Below are 15,904 nucleotides of genomic sequence, written 5' to 3' on the forward strand. Positions count from 1 at the left end.
CAGGGCGGACACCATGACGAGGCCGGACACCACGAGCAGGGCGGGCCAGAACGCCGGCCGGTGCAGAAGTCGTCGCATGGCCCCACCGTCGCGCACCCCCGCCGTCCGGCCCCGTCTCCTGTGTGCTACTCGCGGGTTGTGGACAGTGGCGTCACCCGGTGGTCCGGCGGTCCCGTACACTTCTTCTGGCGATCCGGGTCACCGGGTCGACTTCGCACGCCCCGGTACGGCATCCGGAAACGGTCCGTACCAAGCGCCTCTCGGTCCATCGCGGCACGGCGCACACGGGCGTCAGGCGCGACCGCCGTCCGGCGGACGCGGCACAACCGAGAAACTCAAGGAGATACGGCCATGGCCGTCGTCACGATGCGGGAGCTGCTGGAGAGCGGCGTCCACTTCGGTCACCAGACCCGTCGCTGGAACCCGAAGATGAAGCGCTTCATCTTCACCGAGCGCAACGGCATCTACATCATCGACCTGCTCCAGTCGCTGTCGTACATCGACCGCGCCTACGAGTTCGTCAAGGAGACCGTCGCCCACGGCGGCACGGTCATGTTCGTCGGCACGAAGAAGCAGGCGCAGGAGGCCATCGCCGAGCAGGCCACCCGCGTCGGCATGCCCTACGTCAACCAGCGCTGGCTGGGCGGCATGCTCACCAACTTCTCGACCGTCTACAAGCGTCTGCAGCGCCTCAAGGAGCTGGAGCAGATCGACTTCGAGGACGTCGCGGCCTCCGGTCTGACCAAGAAGGAGCTGCTGGTCCTCTCCCGCGAGAAGGCCAAGCTGGAGAAGACCCTCGGCGGTATCCGCGAGATGCAGAAGGTGCCGAGCGCCGTCTGGATCGTGGACACCAAGAAGGAGCACATCGCCGTCGGCGAGGCCCGGAAGCTCAACATCCCGGTCGTCGCGATCCTCGACACCAACTGCGACCCCGACGAGGTCGATTACAAGATCCCGGGCAACGACGACGCGATCCGCTCCGTCACCCTGCTCACCCGTGTGATCGCCGACGCCGTCGCCGAGGGCCTCATCGCCCGTTCCGGCGTGGCCGCCGGTGACAAGGGCGAGAAGGCCGCGGGCGAGCCGCTCGCCGAGTGGGAGCGCGACCTGCTCGAGGGTGAGAAGAAGGACGAGGCCCCCGCTGCCGAGGCGCCGGCCGCCGAGGCGCCGGCCGCTGAGGCCGCTCCGGCTGAGGCCGCTCCGGCCGAGGGCGAGAAGGCCGCCGAGGCCGAGCAGGCCTGACCTGCCGCGTCAGCGTTCGACAGTGGGGGCGGTGCCATCAAGTCCGCCCCCGCTGTTCACCCGTAGGCCGGTACGACGCACGCGGTCCGCGGCCACATGCGGAACGCGCACCGTACCGACCTGAAGATCTCCCAGACTTCGAGAAAGACTCACAGACTCATGGCGAACTACACCGCCGCCGACGTCAAGAAGCTCCGTGAGCTCACCGGCGCCGGCATGATGGACTGCAAGAAGGCGCTGGACGAGGCCGAGGGCAACGTCGACAAGGCCGTCGAGGCGCTGCGCATCAAGGGCCAGAAGGGCGTCGCCAAGCGCGAGGGCCGCTCCGCCGAGAACGGCGCCGTGGTCTCCATCATCGCCGACGACAACTCCTCCGGTGTCCTGGTCGAGCTGAAGTGCGAGACGGACTTCGTCGCCAAGGGCGAGAAGTTCCAGGCCGTGGCCAAGGCCATCGCCGAGCACGTCGCCAAGACCTCCCCGGCCGACCTGGAGGCCCTGCTCGCCTCCGAGATCGAGGCCGGCAAGACCGTCCAGGCGTTCGTGGACGAGGCCAACGCCAACCTCGGCGAGAAGATCGTCCTGGACCGCTTCGCGCAGTTCTCCGACGGCTACGTCACCGCCTACATGCACCGCACCATGCCCGACCTGCCCCCGCAGATCGGTGTCCTGGTCGAGCTCGACAAGCCGAACGCCGAGATCGCCAAGGGTGTCGCGCAGCACATCGCCGCGTTCGCCCCGAAGTACCTCTCCAAGGAGGACGTCCCGGCCGACGTCGTCGAGTCCGAGCGGCGCATCGCCGAGGAGACGACCCGCGCCGAGGGCAAGCCCGAGGCCGCCCTGCCGAAGATCGTCGAGGGCCGCCTCAACGGCTTCTTCAAGGACGCCACGCTGCTCGGCCAGCCGTACGCGCTGGACAACAAGAAGTCGGTCCAGAAGGTGCTGGAAGAGGCCGGTGTCACCCTGAAGCGCTTCACGCGCATCAAGGTCGGCATCTGAGTCCGTACCGCGATCGGCGCGCGACCCGCGGAGAAATCCCGATAGGGTCGACAGCAGCCGCCCGCGCACACCGCCACACCCGGGTGCGAGGCGGACGGCAGCAGATCTGACGAGGAGGCCATTGCCGCGTATGGGAGCGAAAAGCGACCCCACCGGCAATGGCCTTCTTCGTATGTGCAACACGTGAAAGAGGCGGGATCTCCCATGACCGACAAGGCCCAGAAGAGCGACGACGGCAAAGTACGCGGCCGGTTTCTGCTGAAGCTGTCCGGAGAGGCCTTCTCCGGCGGTGGCGGCCTGGGTGTCGACCCGGACGTGGTGCACAAGATCGCCCGCGAGATCGCGGCCGTCGTGCGGGACGGCGCGCAGATCGCGGTCGTCATCGGCGGCGGCAACTTCTTCCGCGGCGCCGAACTGCAGCAGCGCGGCATGGACCGCGCCCGCTCCGACTACATGGGCATGCTCGGCACCGTGATGAACTGCCTCGCCCTCCAGGACTTCCTGGAGAAGGAGGGCATCCAGTCCCGGGTCCAGACCGCCATCACCATGGGCCAGGTCGCCGAGCCGTACATCCCGCTGCGCGCCGTGCGCCACCTGGAGAAGGGCCGCGTGGTCATCTTCGGCGCCGGTATGGGCATGCCCTACTTCTCCACCGACACCACCGCCGCCCAGCGCGCCCTGGAGATCGACGCCGAGGCGCTGCTCATGGGCAAGAACGGTGTGGACGGGGTCTACGACTCCGACCCCAAGACCAACCCCGACGCCGTCAAGTTCGACGCCCTCGGCTACGGCGAGGTCATCACCCGGGACCTGAAGGTCGCCGACGCCACCGCCATCACGCTGTGCCGCGACAACAAGCTCCCGATCCTCGTCTTCGAGCTTCTCGCGGAGGGCAATATCGCCCGCGCCGTCAAGGGTGAGAAGATCGGCACGCTGGTGGGTGACCAGGGCAGCCGGGACTGACCGGCACGCCCCCGTCGCCCGGGTACGCCACCTGTCCGAGGGACGGACGGGACGCACCTTGGCCGGGGGATGGACAATGTCCTGCCGGTCGGGAACCGTGCAGGAAGAAGACGCGACGCAGCCGGCCGCCGACCCACCGGGGAACCGCAGCCGGGCCTTACTCAAGACACGCAGGAGCAAGTGGTGATCGAAGAGACCCTCCTCGAGGCCGAGGAGAAGATGGAGAAGGCCGTCGTGGTCGCCAAGGAGGACTTCGCCGCGATCCGCACCGGCCGTGCGCACCCGGCGATGTTCAACAAGATCGTGGCCGACTACTACGGTGCCCTGACGCCGATCAACCAGCTGGCCTCGTTCTCCGTGCCGGAGCCGCGGATGGCGGTCGTCACGCCGTTCGACAAGAGCGCGCTGCGCAACATCGAGCAGGCGATCCGCGACTCCGACCTGGGCGTCAACCCCAGCAACGACGGCAACATCATCCGAGTGACGTTCCCCGAGCTGACCGAGGAACGCCGCCGCGAGTTCATCAAGGTCGCCAAGAACAAGGGCGAGGACGCGAAGGTCTCGATCCGCTCGGTGCGCCGCAAGGCCAAGGACGCCCTCGACAAGCTGGTCAAGGACAAGGAGACCGGCGAGGACGAGGTCCGCCGCGCGGAGAAGGAGCTCGACGACCTGACGGCGAAGTACGTCGCCCAGGTGGACGAGCTCCTCAAGCACAAGGAATCGGAGCTGCTCGAAGTCTGATGAGCGACTCTTCCTGGGGGGCGCCGCCGACGGCGGGGCAGGCCGGCCACTGGGGGCCCACCGACGGTGGGCCCGTCCAGGGCGGGGCCGCCCCGGCGGGTCCCGCGTACGATGCGCCCGAGGCGCAGCAGACGCGCCCCATGCCCATCGTGCCCGACCTGCCCGCGTACGGCGGAGACCAGGACGACGACCGGGGGGCCGCTCGGCTGAGCGGCCCCTTGTTCCGGGACGACCCGCAGCCGCAGTACGGGACACCACCGCAGTACGGCGCGGAGCCCCCCTACGGGTCGCAGCCGCCGTACGAGCAGCAGCCCGGGTACGGCGCCCCGCACCCGTCGGCGCCCCCGCAGCCGTACGGCCCCTACGGGACGCAGTCCCCGACGGGAGCGCAGCCCTCGTACGAACCGGGGCAGCGGCCGCACCACGATCCGGGGGTCCCGTACGGGACGCAGCAGCCCCCCTACGGGTCGCCCCAGCCGACCCCGAGCCCGATCCAGAATCCGGAGCCCATGCCCGACGCCCCGCAGCAGCAGCCGCCGGCGCCGCAGAAGAAGAGCGCGGGCCGGGACCTGAGCGCGGCCATAGGGGTCGGCGTCGGGCTCGGTGTGGTGATCATCGCGTCGCTGTTCATCGTCAAGGCCGTGTTCGTCGGCGTGATCGCGATCGCGGTCGTCGTCGGCCTGTGGGAGCTGACCAGCAGGCTCCAGGAGCGCAAGGAGATCAAGGCGCCGCTCGTGCCGCTCGCGGTCGGCGGCGCGGCGATGGTGGTCGCCGGCTATGTGCGCGGCGCCGAGGGCGCTTGGGTCGCCATGGCGCTCACCGCGCTCGCGGTCCTGGTCTGGCGGATGACGGAACCGCCCGAGGGCTACCTCAAGGACGTCACGGCCGGTGTCTTCGCGGCGTTCTACGTGCCGTTCCTGGCCACGTTCGTCGCGCTGCTGCTGACCGCCGACGACGGCCCCTGGCGGGTCCTGACCTTCCTGATCCTCACCGTGGTCAGCGACACCGGTGCCTACGCCGTCGGCTGGCGCTTCGGCAAGCACAAGCTCGCTCCGCGGATCAGCCCCGGCAAGACCCGGGAGGGCCTGTTCGGAGCGGTGCTGTTCTCGATGGTCGCGGGCGCGCTGTGCCTGCAGTTCCTGATCGACGGCGGCAGCTGGTGGCAGGGCCTGGTGCTGGGCCTCGCGGTCGCGGCCAGCGCCACCCTGGGCGACCTCGGCGAGTCCATGATCAAGCGCGATCTCGGCATCAAGGACATGGGCACGCTGCTCCCCGGTCACGGCGGCATCATGGACCGACTGGACTCCCTGCTGCCCACGGCCCCGGTGGTCTGGCTGCTGCTGGTGCTCTTCGTCGGCTCCTGACCGTCGCGCCGCACCCGAACGGGCCCCCGTCCCGCACAGGACGGGGGCCCGTCGTCGTGCTCGCCCCGCCACGAGAGGCGGGGGCCCGCGTTGGGCGACACGATGGTGACCAGAGAGGCCCTTGGCCCGGCCCCCAGCGAGGGAGTGCGAGAGATGCCCGAAGTCACCGAGCCCTACCCGACCGGCACCCCGTGCTGGATCGATCTGATGACGCCCGACCAGCAGGCCGCGCTGGACTTCTACCGTGATCTGCTGGGCTGGCAGGGCCAGGCGGGCCCGGCCGAGTACGGCGGCTACGCGGTCTGCGAGCTGCACGGCAGGCCCGTCGCCGGGATCGCCCCGCAGCACGCGCCCGAGGGGGCGCCGGAGCCGCCGACCGTGTGGACCGGCTACCTGGCCACCACCGACGCCCAGGCCACCCAGGACGCGATCGTCTCCGCGGGCGGCACCCTGCTCCTCCCCGTGACGGACGTCGGCCGGCTCGGCCGGATGCTGCTCGCCGCCGATCCGCAGGGCGCGGTCTTCGGCGTCTGGCAGCCCGGGGAGTTCTTCGGCGCCGGTGTGGTCAACGAGCCCGGCGCGCTGATCTGGAACGAGCTGCACACCAGTGACGTGCCCGCCGCCACCGGCTTCTACGGCGAGGCGTTCGGCATCGAGATCGAGCCGATGGAGGGCACGGACTCCTACTGGGAGCTGCGGGTCGGGGGCCGCACCGTGGGCGGCGCCACCCGGCTCGCCGACGACCCGCCCGGCACCCCGCCGCACTGGCTGACGTACTTCGCGGTCGACGACGTGGACGCCACGGTGGACGCCCTCGTCAAACGCGGCGGTACGGTCCTCGCCCCGCCGTTCGACATGGTGGCCGGCCGGATGACCGTGGTCGCCGACCCGCACGGCGCCCCCTTCGCCATGATCAAGCCGGCCCCCATGTGACCGATCAGGCGAGGGTCTTGATGTCGATGACGAAGCGGTAGCGGACGTCCGAGGCCAGCACCCGCTCGTACGCCTCGTTGACCTTGTCCGCGGGGACGACCTCGACCTCGGCCCCGATGTTGTGCTCGGCGCAGAAGTCGAGCATCTCCTGGGTCAGGGCGATGCCGCCGATCAACGACCCGGCGAAGGAGCGGCGGCCGCCGATGAGCGACATGACGTGCAGGCTGAGCGGCTCGGCCGGCGCACCGACGTTGACCAGCGTGCCGTCGACGGCGAGGAGGCCCAGGTAGGCGTTCAGGTCGATGGCGGCGCTGACGGTGTTGACGATGAGGTCGAAACGGCCGGCGAGCTGCTCGAAGGTGTCGGGGTCCGAGGTGGCGTGGTAGTGGTCGGCGCCGAGGCGGAGCCCGTCCTCCCGCTTCTTCAGCGACTGCGACAGCACGGTGACTTCGGCCCCGAGGGCGTGGGCGATCTTGACGGCCATGTGGCCGAGCCCGCCGAGTCCGACGACGGCGACCTTCTTGCCGGGGCCGGCGCCCCAGCGGCGCAGCGGGGCGTAGGTGGTGATGCCGGCGCAGAGCAGCGGTGCGGCGGCGGCCGCGTCGAGGCTCTCGGGCACCGAGAGGACGTAGTCGGCGTCGACGACGACGTGGGTGGAGTAGCCGCCCTGGGTGGTGGTGCCGTCGCGGTCGGTGCCGGCGTAGGTGGGGACCATGCCCTTGACGCAGTACTGCTCGTCGCCGGCCAGGCAGTTGGCGCACTCGCCGCAGGAGTTGACCATGCAGCCGACGCCGACGCGGTCGCCGACGCGGTGCCTGGTGACGGCGGACCCGGTCTCGGTGACGATGCCGACGATCTCGTGGCCCGGCACGACCGGGAAGGGCTGCGGGCCCCAGTCGCCGTTGACGGTGTGGATGTCGGAGTGGCAGATGCCCGCGTACTCGATCGCGATCAGGACGTCGTTGGGTCCGACGTCGCGGCGCTCGATGGTGGTGAGGGCCAGGGGCTGACCGGCGGCGGGAGCGGCGTAGGCGTTGACGCGCATGAAGAAAGGTTCCTTCGTCTTCGGTGTCGTGGGGGGTGTGGGGTGAGTGGGGGAGCGTGTGAGTGCTCACGCGGCGGCGTACCCGCGTCGGCCGAGCAGCCGGGCCGGGGCCGCGAGGCCGGTGGGCGGCGCGCGGCCGGACTACTGCTTCCGGGCCCGCTTGAGCTCGTCGGCGAGCGTGCGCGCCTGCTCCGACAGCGCCCGGGCGCGGGCGTCGTCGCCCGACTGGACGGCTCCCCAGTAGTCGATCTTCAGGCGGACGTACCGCTGACGCAGGGCGATGTACTCGGCCTCGCGGGCCAGCCGCCGCTCCTGCTCCGCGAGCAGCTCGATCTGCTCGCCCGCGGCGGAGGGCCCCAGCCGCCCGTTCGCCACGTACTGCCGCATGTCGCACACCGACATGCCGGTGGCGGCCAGACACGCGACCCACATCAGCTGGTCGAGGTCGTCCTCGTCGTAGATCCGGTGCTTGCTGCTCGCACCGCGGCTGATCGGGGCGATCACCCCGATCGACTCGTAGTAGCGCAGCGTGCTGGCCGGAAGGCCGGTCAGGACGGCGACTTCCTTGATCGTGTAGGTGCGCTGGGCGGTTGGTGCACTCACTTCATCGACCGTAAGAACTTCAAGTACTCGAAGTCAAAAACCGCGGCGGCCGTTCCGTCCTGGGGGTCGGTGACGCCGCCGGCTGCCTGCGCCCGTGAAGGGAGGGGGAGCCGCAGGACCATTGAACAGGGGGGCACGGTGATCGAGGCTTGGCCCTACTGAACGCGGGGAGGGAGACGGATGGCGGCATGGGTTCGAGTCCGGCTGACGTCCAGCGGATCCGACGGAGCGATCTACCGGTGGGCTGACGACGAAGGGAACGGGGGCTGGCTGCACTTCGCCCCGGCGAACGGCAGCTTCCGTGTCTGCGACGGCGCGGGGCGAGCGCCGGTGGACGCGATGAGCCTCCACGTTGCGACACAAGATCTGCAACATCGGGACGAGCAGTGCTGGCGTTCGTTCGTGCAAGCGGCCGTCGGCGTCTGGAGGGCGTACCAGCAGCACCGGAGCTTCCCCGAGGTGGCCGATCGCGTCTTCTACTGAGGCTGGACGGCGTGCCCGCCCTGTGCCCGAAGGCGCGGTGACATCGCTGCCATGACGGCTTTCAAGATCGCGGCCATTGGGTCATGAGTGGAAGTTCGCCCAGTACTCCTCGTGGCTCTTGGCGAAGTCGGCCGGACGTTCCCGTCGCAGTTGCTCGTAGCGTGCGACGTAGGCGTCGAGGGCTTCACGCAGGGAGCAGCCGAGGTGATCACATAGCGTCTTCAGCCCGAGGATGATCCGCCCGGCGACGATCGCGTCGTCGGCCACGCCCGCATCCCTCTCGCCGTTGCCAGGACCCATGGGGTGATCACACCCCACCTCAACAGCCGGGTCAACGCGTTGTGCCACGCCGTCTCCGGACCGTCCGAGCCCGCCCGACAGCGACCGGCCACGACCGCCGCCGACAGCCGTGGCAACCGGCGGCCCCAGGCCACCCGAGTCGATCTGCGACACTGGTACCACCATGCCCAAGCCCGGAGAACTCACCTTTGTCGCGCCGCGCGGAGCCAAGAAGCCGCCGCGGCACCTCGCCGATCTCACGCCCGCCGAGCGCAAGGAAGCGGTGGCCGGGATCGGTGAGAAGCCGTTCCGCGCCAAGCAGCTGTCGCAGCACTACTTCGCGCGGTACGCGCACGACCCCGAGCAGTGGACGGACATTCCGGCCGGCTCGCGGGAGAAGCTGCGCGAGGCGCTGTTCCCGGAGCTGATGACCGTCGTCCGGCATCTGTCGACCGACGAGGGCACCACCCGCAAGACGCTGTGGCGGCTGTTCGACGGCACCCTCGTGGAGTCCGTGCTGATGCGGTACCCCGACCGGGTGACCATGTGCATCAGCTCACAGGCGGGGTGCGGGATGAACTGCCCGTTCTGCGCGACCGGGCAGGCGGGGCTGGACCGGAATCTGTCCACCGCGGAGATCGTCCACCAGATCGTGGACGGGATGCGCGCGCTGCGCGACGGGGAGGTGCCGGGCGGGCCCGCGCGGCTGTCCAACATCGTCTTCATGGGGATGGGGGAGCCGCTCGCCAACTACAAGCGGGTCGTCGGGGCCATCCGCGCGCTCACCGATCCGGCGCCGGACGGGCTCGGGCTGTCGCAGCGCGGGATCACCGTCTCCACCGTCGGGCTGGTGCCGGCCATCCACCGGTTCGCCGACGAGGACTTCAAGTGCCGGCTGGCCATCTCCCTGCACGCGCCCGACGACGAACTGCGCGACACCCTGGTCCCCGTGAACACGCGGTGGAAGGTGCGCGAGGTGCTGGACGCCGGGTTCGAGTACGCCGCGAAGAGCGGGCGCCGGCTCTCCATCGAGTACGCGCTCATCCGCGACATCAACGACCAGGCCTGGCGCGGCGACCGGCTCGGCCGGCTGCTCAAGGGCCGGCCCGTGCACGTGAACCTCATTCCGCTCAACCCCACTCCGGGCTCGAAGTGGACCGCCTCCCGCCCGGAGGACGAGAAGGCCTTCGTCGAGGCGATCGCCGCGCACGGTGTGCCCGTCACCATCCGGGACACGCGGGGGCAGGAGATCGACGGAGCGTGTGGTCAGCTCGCGGCCACCGAGCGGTAATCTGGGCCCGTCCCATCACATCTTCATATTCCGACAGGGGAGCGCCACAGCGCTGAGAGTGCGGCATCGGGCCGCAGACCCTCTGAACCTCGCCCAGGTCATTCTGGGTAGGAAGTTCGGTCACTACTCAAGCTGTTGCGCCCTGTCCGGACATTCCGGACAGGGCCGCGTTCTTCCTGGCCAACCCCAGGAGGACAACCAAGTGCACAAGAAGACCTTCGTGGCCGCGGCGGTCGGGCTCGGCCTGGTCACGCTGTCCGCGTGCGGCTCGACCGGGCAGAGCGGCGGTGCGGACTCCAAGACCGTCACGCTCGTCAGCCACGACTCGTGGGCGGTCTCCAAGAGCGTGCTCCAGGACTTCGAGAAGCGGTCCGGGTACAAGGTCCGCGTCCTCAAGGACGGCGACGCCGGACAGGCCGTCAACAAGGCCATCCTGACCAAGGACAACCCCCAGGGCGACGTCCTCTTCGGCGTCGACAACACCCTGCTCTCCCGCGCCCTCGACAACGGCCTGTTCCAGCCGTACACCGCCAAGGGCCTGGACAAGGTCGGGGCGCAGTTCCAGCTCGACCAGGGCAAGCACCGGGTCACGCCCGTCGACTACGGCGACATCTGCGTCAACTACGACAAGGCCTACTTCGACCGGCACCACCTGACCCCGCCGCGGTCCTTCGCCGACCTCGCCGAGCCGCGGTACAAGAACCTCCTCGTCACCGAGAACGCGGCCACCTCCTCGCCCGGCCTCGGCTTCCTGCTCGGCAGTGCCGCGCGGTTCGGCGACAAGGGCTGGCCGGACTACTGGAAGAAGCTCAAGGCCAACGGCGTGAAGGTCGTGGACGGCTGGGAGCAGGCCTACTACCAGGAGTTCTCCGGCTCCTCCGAGGGGAAGAAGGCCGGCGGCGACCGGCCGCTCGTCGTGTCGTACGCCTCCTCGCCGCCCGCCGAGGTGATCTACGCCAAGAAGCGGCCAGCCACCGCCCCGACCGGCGTGGTGAGCGGCACCTGCTTCCGGCAGGTCGAGTTCGCCGGACTGCTCTCCAACGCCAAGAACCCCAAGGGCGCCAAGGCGTTCCTCGACTTCCTGGTCTCCAAGGAGTTCCAGGAGGACATGCCGCTGAACATGTACGTCTACCCGGTCGTGGCCGGCGCCAAGGTGCCCGCCGACTTCACCGCGTACGGTCCGGCCGCCCGGCACCCCGAGACCCTGGCGCCCGACAGGATCGCCGCCAACCGTGACCAGTGGGTCAAGGCGTGGACGTCACTCGTACTGAAGTGACCGCCCGCGGACGGCGGTCGCGCGGGAGCGCGGCGCGGCTGGGGCTGCTGGCCCTGCCCGTCGCGTTCTTCGCCGTGTTCTTCGCCTGGCCCGTCGCGGCGATCGTGGCGCGCGGGCTGAAGACCGACGGCGGCTGGCGGTTCGGACGGATCGCGGACGTGGTCGCCCAGCCGGACATCCGGCACGTGCTCTGGTTCACCTGCTGGCAGGCGCTCGCCTCCACCGCGCTCACCCTGCTGCTCGCGCTGCCCGCCGCGTTCGTCTTCGCCCGCCTCGACTTCCCCGGCAAGCAACTGCTGCGGGCCGTCGTCACCGTCCCGTTCGTGCTGCCCACCGTCGTCGCCGGCAGCGCCTTCCTCGCGCTGGTCGGCCACGGCGGGCTGCTCGACCAGCTGTGGGGCGTACGTCTGGACACCACGGTGTGGGCGATCCTGCTCGCCCATGTCTTCTTCAACTACGCGGTCGTCGTGCGGACCGTGGGCGGGCTCTGGGCGCAGCTCGACCCCCGGCAGGAGGAGGCCGCGCGGATGCTCGGCGCCTCGCCCCTCCAGGCGTGGCGCAAGGTGACGCTGCCCGCCCTCGCGCCCGCCGTGGCCGCCGCCGCGCTGATGGTCTTCCTGTTCACCTTCACCTCCTTCGGTGTGGTCCAGATCCTCGGCGGCCCCGCCTTCTCCACCCTCGAAGTGGAGATCTACCGGCAGACCTCCGAGGTCTTCGACCTGTCCACGGCCGCCGTCCTCACCCTCGTCCAGTTCGCCGCGGTCGGCGCGATCCTCGCCGTGCACGCCTGGACGGTGCGGCGCCGCGAGAGCGCCCTGTGCCTGGTCGATCCCCAGGTGACCGCCCGCCGGCCGCGCGGCGCCGGACAGCGGATGCTGCTCGCCGGAGTCCTCGTCACCATCGCGCTGCTGCTGGTGCTGCCGCTCGCCGTCCTGGTCCGGCGCTCCCTGGACGCCCCCGGCTTCGGCTACTACCGGGCGCTGACCCGCACCGACGGCGGTACGTTCCTGGTGGCGCCGGTGCACGCGGTGTGGACCTCGCTCCAGTACGCCGTCGCCGCCACCGCCATCGCCGTGCTGATCGGCGCCCTCGCCGCCGCGGCGCTGGCCCGCCGGGACGCCGGCCGGCTGGTACGGGGCTTCGACGCGCTGCTGATGCTGCCGCTCGGCGTCTCCGCCGTGACCGTCGGCTTCGGCTTCCTGATCGCCCTCGACAAGCCGCCGCTGGACCTGCGCCAGTCCTGGATCCTGGTGCCGCTCGCCCAGGCCCTGGTCGGTGCCCCCTTCGTCGTGCGCACCATGCTGCCGGTGCTGCGCGCGGTGGACGTACGCCTGCGGGAGGCGGCGGCCGTGCTCGGCGCCTCGCCCTGGCAGGTGTGGCGGGAGGTCGATCTGCCGCTGGTGCGGCGGGCGTTGCTGGTCGCGGCCGGGTTCGCGTTCGCCGTCTCGCTCGGCGAGTTCGGGGCGACCGTGTTCATCGCCCGGCCCGACAACCCGACCCTGCCGGTCGCCGTGGCCCGGCTGCTCAGCCGCCCGGGCGACCTCAACTACGGCCAGGCGATGGCCCTTTCGACCATTCTGATGGTGGTGTGCGCCGCCGCCCTGCTCATCCTGGAGCGGCTTCGCACCGACCGGACGGGGGAGTTCTGATGCTGGGTCTCAAGGGCGCGACCGTGCGCTTCGGCGGTCGGGCCGTGCTGGACGCGGTGGACCTGGAGGTCGCCGAGCACGAGGTGGTGTGCGTGCTCGGGCCCAGCGGCAGCGGCAAGTCCACCCTGCTGCGGGCCGTGGCCGGGCTCCAGCCCCTGGACGCCGGGCGGGTGACGCTCGCCGGGCACGACCAGAACGGGGTGCCGGCGCACCGGCGGGGCGTCGGCCTGATGTTCCAGGACCACCAGCTCTTCCCGCAGCGGGACGTCGGTGCCAACGTAGCGTTCGGACTGCGCATGCAGGGCGCGGCCAAGGGCGAACGGGACGGCCGGGTCGGGGAGTTGCTGGAACTGGTCGGGCTGCCCGGGGCGGCCCGGCGGGCGGTGGCCGGGCTGTCCGGCGGCGAACAGCAGCGCGTCGCCCTCGCCCGCGCGCTCGCCCCCCGGCCCCGGCTGCTGATGCTGGACGAACCCCTCGGCCAGCTCGACCGCTCGCTGCGCGAACGCCTGGTCGTCGAACTGCGGGAACTCTTCGGCCGGTTGGGCATGACCGTGCTGGCCGTCACCCACGACCAGGGCGAGGCGTTCGCGCTGGCCGACCGGGTGGTGGTGATGCGCGACGGACGCATCGCGCAGTCCGGCACGCCCCTGGAGGTCTGGCAGCGGCCCGCCGACGCGTTCGTGGCCCGCTTCCTCGGCTTCGAGAACGTCACGGAGGCGACCGTCGCCGGGACCGTCGCCGACACCCCCTGGGGCAAGCTGCCGGTGCCCGAGGACGCACCGCAGGGCAGCCGGTCGCTGCTGGTGCGGCCCGCCGGGGTACGGCTGGCCGCGGCCGACGCCGGGCTGCCCTGCACGGTCACCGCCCGCACCTTCAAGGGCACCCATGTGGCCGTGCGCCTCCAGCCCCGAGGCGGCGGTCCGCGCCTGGAGGCGGCCTGCGCGCTGCGGGACGCGCCGGCGGCCGGGGACGCGGTGGGCGCGGAGTTCGACGCGGCGGAAATCGTCGTGCTGGGCTGAGGGTCCGCCGCCTAGGGTGAGCCCATGACCTACCTTGCACACGAACGTTACTGTGACGAAATCGCCCTCCAGGTAAGCCAGTTGAGAGAGCTGGCGACCTCGGGCGCCGATCTGTCGGCCCGCGTGCCGACCTGTCCGGACTGGTCGCTGGAACAGTTGGTGCGGCACATGGGCGGGGCCCTGCGCTGGGTGGACGCGATGGTGCGGGCCCGGGCCCAGGAGATGATCCCGCCCGGCCAGGTCCCGCTCGGCGGCGGCCCCGAGGCCAAGGGCGACCCGGCGGCGCTGGACGCCTGGCTCGCGAAGACGGGTGAGCTGGTCGTCGGCGCGCTGCGCGAGGCGGGCCCCGAGACCGAGGTGTGGACCTGGACCGGGGTGAACACCAGCGGCTTCTGGGCCCGCCGGATGGCCCATGAGATCACCGTCCACCGCGCGGACGCCGCGCTCACGGTCGAGGTGCCCTACGAGGTCGCGCCCGAGATCGCCGCCGACGCGCTGGACGAGTGGCTGGAACTGGTGGAGTGGGCGCAGCGCACCGGGGTGCGCGAGTGGGCCACCGGGCTGCGCGGACCGGCCCGCAGCATCCATCTGCACGCCACCGACGCCGACCCGGCGCTGCACGCCGAGTGGCTGATCGAGACGGGCGACCAGGGCGTCTCCTGGCGGCGCGGCCACGAGAAGGCGACGGTCGCCCTGCGCGGCCCGCTGACGTCCGTGCTGCTCGCCTTCTACCGCAGGCTGCCGCTGGACACGCCCGGCCTGGAGGTCGTGGGCGAGCGCGAGGTGCTGGACCTCTGGCTGGAGCACGCCAGCTTCGGCTGAGCCGGTGTACGACGCCGGGCCCGCTCCGGTCGTCCGGGAGCGCGCCCCGCGGTCATCCCCGCAGGCGTACGAGCGCGCCGGGCGCCTCGTCGATGCCGTCCACAAGGGCGATCCGGGACTCCAGCGCCCGCCCCGCGGCGAGCGACCGCAGCAGCGGCCAGGCCGGCAGCTCGCGCGTCCAGTGGTCCCGGTCCACCAGCACCATCGGCCTCGGCTCGCCGTGCGACTCGTAGTAGTTCGGCGTCGCGTTGTCGAAGATCTCCTGCACGGTCCCGGCGGCGCCCGGCAGGAAGACCACACCGGCGGTGGAGCGCGCCAGCAGGCCGTCCTCGCGGGTGGCGTTGGCGAAGTACTTGGCGATGTGCGCGGCGAACGCGTTCGGCGGCTCGTGGCCGTAGAACCAGGTCGGAATGCCCACCGACGTGCCGCCGCCGGGCCAGCGGGAGCGGACCTCGAAGGCGGCCCGCGCCCACTCGGTCACCGACGGCCGGAACGAGGGCGCCTTGGCGAGCAGCACCAGCGCCTCCTCCAGCATGGTGTCCGCGAACGGTGCCGCGTAGGCGCCCAGGTTCGCCGCCTCCATGGCGCCCGGACCGCCGCCGGTGGCGACCGTGAACCCGGCCCGGGCCAGCGACCGGCCGAGGCGCGCGGCACCGGCGTACTCGACCGAGCCCCGCTCCGTCGCGTGGCCGCCCATCACCCCGACCACCCGGCAGCCGTCGAGGATGTCGTCCAGCGCGTCGGAGACCGCGTCGTCGTGGATCGCGCGGAGCATGGAGGCGAAGACGTCACCGTCCCCCGCCGTCCGCCGGGACCAGGCGTGGGCCCGCGCGTCCGGCGTCGCCTCGTAGCCCCGGTCCAGCGAGGCGTACAGCTCCTCGGGCGTGTACGGGCAGCCCCGGTACGGATCGAAGGGCAGGCCCGGTACGGGCGGGAAGACCAGGGCACCGGACGCGCGGACGCGGGCGGCGGCCTCGGGGGCCATCGGGCAGCCCAGGAAGACGGCGTCCGTGCTGTCGAGGCGCAGCAGCGTGCTCGTACGGTCCGTCAGGTCCACGGCCTGGACCCGGTATCCGGCGAGCGAGCCGTGCCCGGCTGCCACCTCGTCGAACGCGGCGAGCGAGACGATCTCACGGGCGCGGGCGGCGCGGGGCGGCGGGGCGGGTGTCGGGTGCACCCGCCCATGCTAGTGCTGTGG

Annotated in this window: 16 protein-coding genes; 12 read left to right on the forward strand and 4 right to left on the reverse strand. The window is 71.3% G+C overall.

Annotation, left to right across the window (positions count from 1 at the left end):
- Positions 1-351 precede the first annotated feature (351 nt).
- The 6 genes from rpsB (at position 352) to FRZ03_RS37365 (ending at position 6,239) form a co-directional block, all read left to right on the forward strand.
- Positions 352-1,242 carry a 30S ribosomal protein S2 gene (rpsB, locus tag FRZ03_RS37340; protein WP_146469522.1) on the forward strand — a complete coding sequence of 297 codons (891 nt, stop codon included), beginning with the start codon at positions 352-354 and terminating at the stop codon, positions 1,240-1,242.
- 159 nt (positions 1,243-1,401) lie between these two features.
- A complete protein-coding gene (tsf, locus tag FRZ03_RS37345; RefSeq protein ID WP_146469524.1) occupies positions 1,402-2,238 on the forward strand; it encodes a translation elongation factor Ts in 837 nt (278 codons plus the stop codon).
- Between the two features lie 204 nt (positions 2,239-2,442).
- Positions 2,443-3,201 carry a UMP kinase gene (gene pyrH / locus FRZ03_RS37350; RefSeq protein ID WP_146469526.1) on the forward strand — a complete coding sequence of 253 codons (759 nt, stop codon included), beginning with the start codon at positions 2,443-2,445 and terminating at the stop codon, positions 3,199-3,201.
- A gap of 183 nt (positions 3,202-3,384) precedes the next feature.
- Positions 3,385-3,942 carry a ribosome recycling factor gene (gene frr / locus FRZ03_RS37355; protein WP_146469528.1) on the forward strand — a complete coding sequence of 186 codons (558 nt, stop codon included), beginning with the start codon at positions 3,385-3,387 and terminating at the stop codon, positions 3,940-3,942.
- A 140-nt stretch (positions 3,943-4,082) separates the two neighbouring features.
- A complete protein-coding gene (locus FRZ03_RS37360) occupies positions 4,083-5,306 on the forward strand; it encodes a phosphatidate cytidylyltransferase (RefSeq protein ID WP_146469530.1) in 1,224 nt (407 codons plus the stop codon).
- 153 nt (positions 5,307-5,459) lie between these two features.
- Complete coding sequence (locus FRZ03_RS37365; RefSeq protein ID WP_146469532.1) at positions 5,460-6,239, forward strand: VOC family protein; 780 nt, start codon at positions 5,460-5,462, stop codon at positions 6,237-6,239.
- Between the two features lie 4 nt (positions 6,240-6,243).
- On the opposite strand, the gene FRZ03_RS37370 is transcribed toward FRZ03_RS37365, so the two are convergent.
- Together FRZ03_RS37370 and FRZ03_RS37375 are read right to left on the reverse strand one after the other, a co-directional pair.
- Positions 6,244-7,284: an NAD(P)-dependent alcohol dehydrogenase gene (locus FRZ03_RS37370; protein WP_146469534.1), complete on the reverse strand. Its 1,041-nt coding sequence runs from the start codon at positions 7,282-7,284 to the stop codon at positions 6,244-6,246.
- Positions 7,285-7,425: 141 nt separating this feature from the next.
- Entirely contained in the window at positions 7,426-7,887 is a 462-nt protein-coding gene (locus FRZ03_RS37375) for a MerR family transcriptional regulator (protein WP_146469536.1), read from the reverse strand.
- Between the two features lie 180 nt (positions 7,888-8,067).
- Between FRZ03_RS37375 and FRZ03_RS37380 the strand changes: the two genes are divergently transcribed.
- Positions 8,068-8,370 (forward strand): hypothetical protein, encoded by a 303-nt coding sequence (locus FRZ03_RS37380; RefSeq protein WP_146469538.1) that lies wholly within the window; start codon positions 8,068-8,070, stop codon positions 8,368-8,370.
- 81 nt (positions 8,371-8,451) lie between these two features.
- On the opposite strand, the gene FRZ03_RS37385 is transcribed toward FRZ03_RS37380, so the two are convergent.
- The gene (locus FRZ03_RS37385; protein ID WP_186785822.1) at positions 8,452-8,670 is read right to left on the reverse strand and encodes a hypothetical protein; all 219 of its coding nucleotides are present in this window, start codon (positions 8,668-8,670) and stop codon (positions 8,452-8,454) included.
- A gap of 163 nt (positions 8,671-8,833) precedes the next feature.
- Here FRZ03_RS37385 and rlmN point away from each other — a divergent pair, with 163 nt between their 5' ends.
- From rlmN to FRZ03_RS37410, 5 genes are all read left to right on the forward strand, one after another.
- Positions 8,834-9,940 carry a dual-specificity RNA methyltransferase RlmN gene (gene rlmN / locus FRZ03_RS37390; RefSeq protein ID WP_146469542.1) on the forward strand — a complete coding sequence of 369 codons (1,107 nt, stop codon included), beginning with the start codon at positions 8,834-8,836 and terminating at the stop codon, positions 9,938-9,940.
- Positions 9,941-10,142: 202 nt separating this feature from the next.
- Positions 10,143-11,216, forward strand: coding sequence for a thiamine ABC transporter substrate-binding protein (locus tag FRZ03_RS37395; RefSeq protein ID WP_146469545.1), 1,074 nt, complete (start codon positions 10,143-10,145; stop codon positions 11,214-11,216).
- Positions 11,217-11,263: 47 nt separating this feature from the next.
- Positions 11,264-12,865 carry an ABC transporter permease gene (locus FRZ03_RS37400; RefSeq protein ID WP_146469637.1) on the forward strand — a complete coding sequence of 534 codons (1,602 nt, stop codon included), beginning with the start codon at positions 11,264-11,266 and terminating at the stop codon, positions 12,863-12,865.
- Positions 12,865-13,884, forward strand: coding sequence for an ABC transporter ATP-binding protein (locus FRZ03_RS37405; RefSeq protein WP_146469547.1), 1,020 nt, complete (start codon positions 12,865-12,867; stop codon positions 13,882-13,884). The genes FRZ03_RS37400 and FRZ03_RS37405 overlap by 1 nt, the downstream gene beginning before the upstream one ends.
- A gap of 24 nt (positions 13,885-13,908) precedes the next feature.
- Positions 13,909-14,706, forward strand: coding sequence for a maleylpyruvate isomerase family mycothiol-dependent enzyme (locus FRZ03_RS37410; protein ID WP_146469549.1), 798 nt, complete (start codon positions 13,909-13,911; stop codon positions 14,704-14,706).
- 52 nt (positions 14,707-14,758) lie between these two features.
- On the opposite strand, the gene FRZ03_RS37415 is transcribed toward FRZ03_RS37410, so the two are convergent.
- Positions 14,759-15,883, reverse strand: a complete 1,125-nt coding sequence (locus FRZ03_RS37415; RefSeq protein ID WP_146469551.1) for an LOG family protein — start codon at positions 15,881-15,883, stop codon at positions 14,759-14,761.
- Between the last annotated feature and the right edge of the window lie 21 nt (positions 15,884-15,904).

Source organism: Streptomyces misionensis (assembly GCF_007896895.1).
Lineage (GTDB): Bacteria > Actinomycetota > Actinomycetes > Streptomycetales > Streptomycetaceae > Streptomyces > Streptomyces misionensis_A.

What these genes read in the sequence shown, in the direction of transcription:
- rpsB (WP_146469522.1), top strand. Translation starts at nt 352, where the DNA reads ATGGCCGTCGTCACGATGCGGGAGCTGCTGGAGAGCGGCGTCCACTTC.
- tsf (WP_146469524.1), top strand. Translation starts at nt 1,402, where the DNA reads ATGGCGAACTACACCGCCGCCGACGTCAAGAAGCTCCGTGAGCTCACC.
- pyrH (WP_146469526.1), top strand. Translation starts at nt 2,443, where the DNA reads ATGACCGACAAGGCCCAGAAGAGCGACGACGGCAAAGTACGCGGCCGG.
- FRZ03_RS37360 (WP_146469530.1), top strand. Translation starts at nt 4,083, where the DNA reads ATGCCCATCGTGCCCGACCTGCCCGCGTACGGCGGAGACCAGGACGAC.
- FRZ03_RS37365 (WP_146469532.1), top strand. Translation starts at nt 5,460, where the DNA reads ATGCCCGAAGTCACCGAGCCCTACCCGACCGGCACCCCGTGCTGGATC.
- FRZ03_RS37370 (WP_146469534.1), bottom strand. Translation starts at nt 7,284, where the DNA reads ATGCGCGTCAACGCCTACGCCGCTCCCGCCGCCGGTCAGCCCCTGGCC.
- FRZ03_RS37380 (WP_146469538.1), top strand. Translation starts at nt 8,068, where the DNA reads ATGGCGGCATGGGTTCGAGTCCGGCTGACGTCCAGCGGATCCGACGGA.
- FRZ03_RS37385 (WP_186785822.1), bottom strand. Translation starts at nt 8,670, where the DNA reads ATGGGTCCTGGCAACGGCGAGAGGGATGCGGGCGTGGCCGACGACGCG.
- rlmN (WP_146469542.1), top strand. Translation starts at nt 8,834, where the DNA reads ATGCCCAAGCCCGGAGAACTCACCTTTGTCGCGCCGCGCGGAGCCAAG.
- FRZ03_RS37405 (WP_146469547.1), top strand. Translation starts at nt 12,865, where the DNA reads ATGCTGGGTCTCAAGGGCGCGACCGTGCGCTTCGGCGGTCGGGCCGTG.
- FRZ03_RS37410 (WP_146469549.1), top strand. Translation starts at nt 13,909, where the DNA reads ATGACCTACCTTGCACACGAACGTTACTGTGACGAAATCGCCCTCCAG.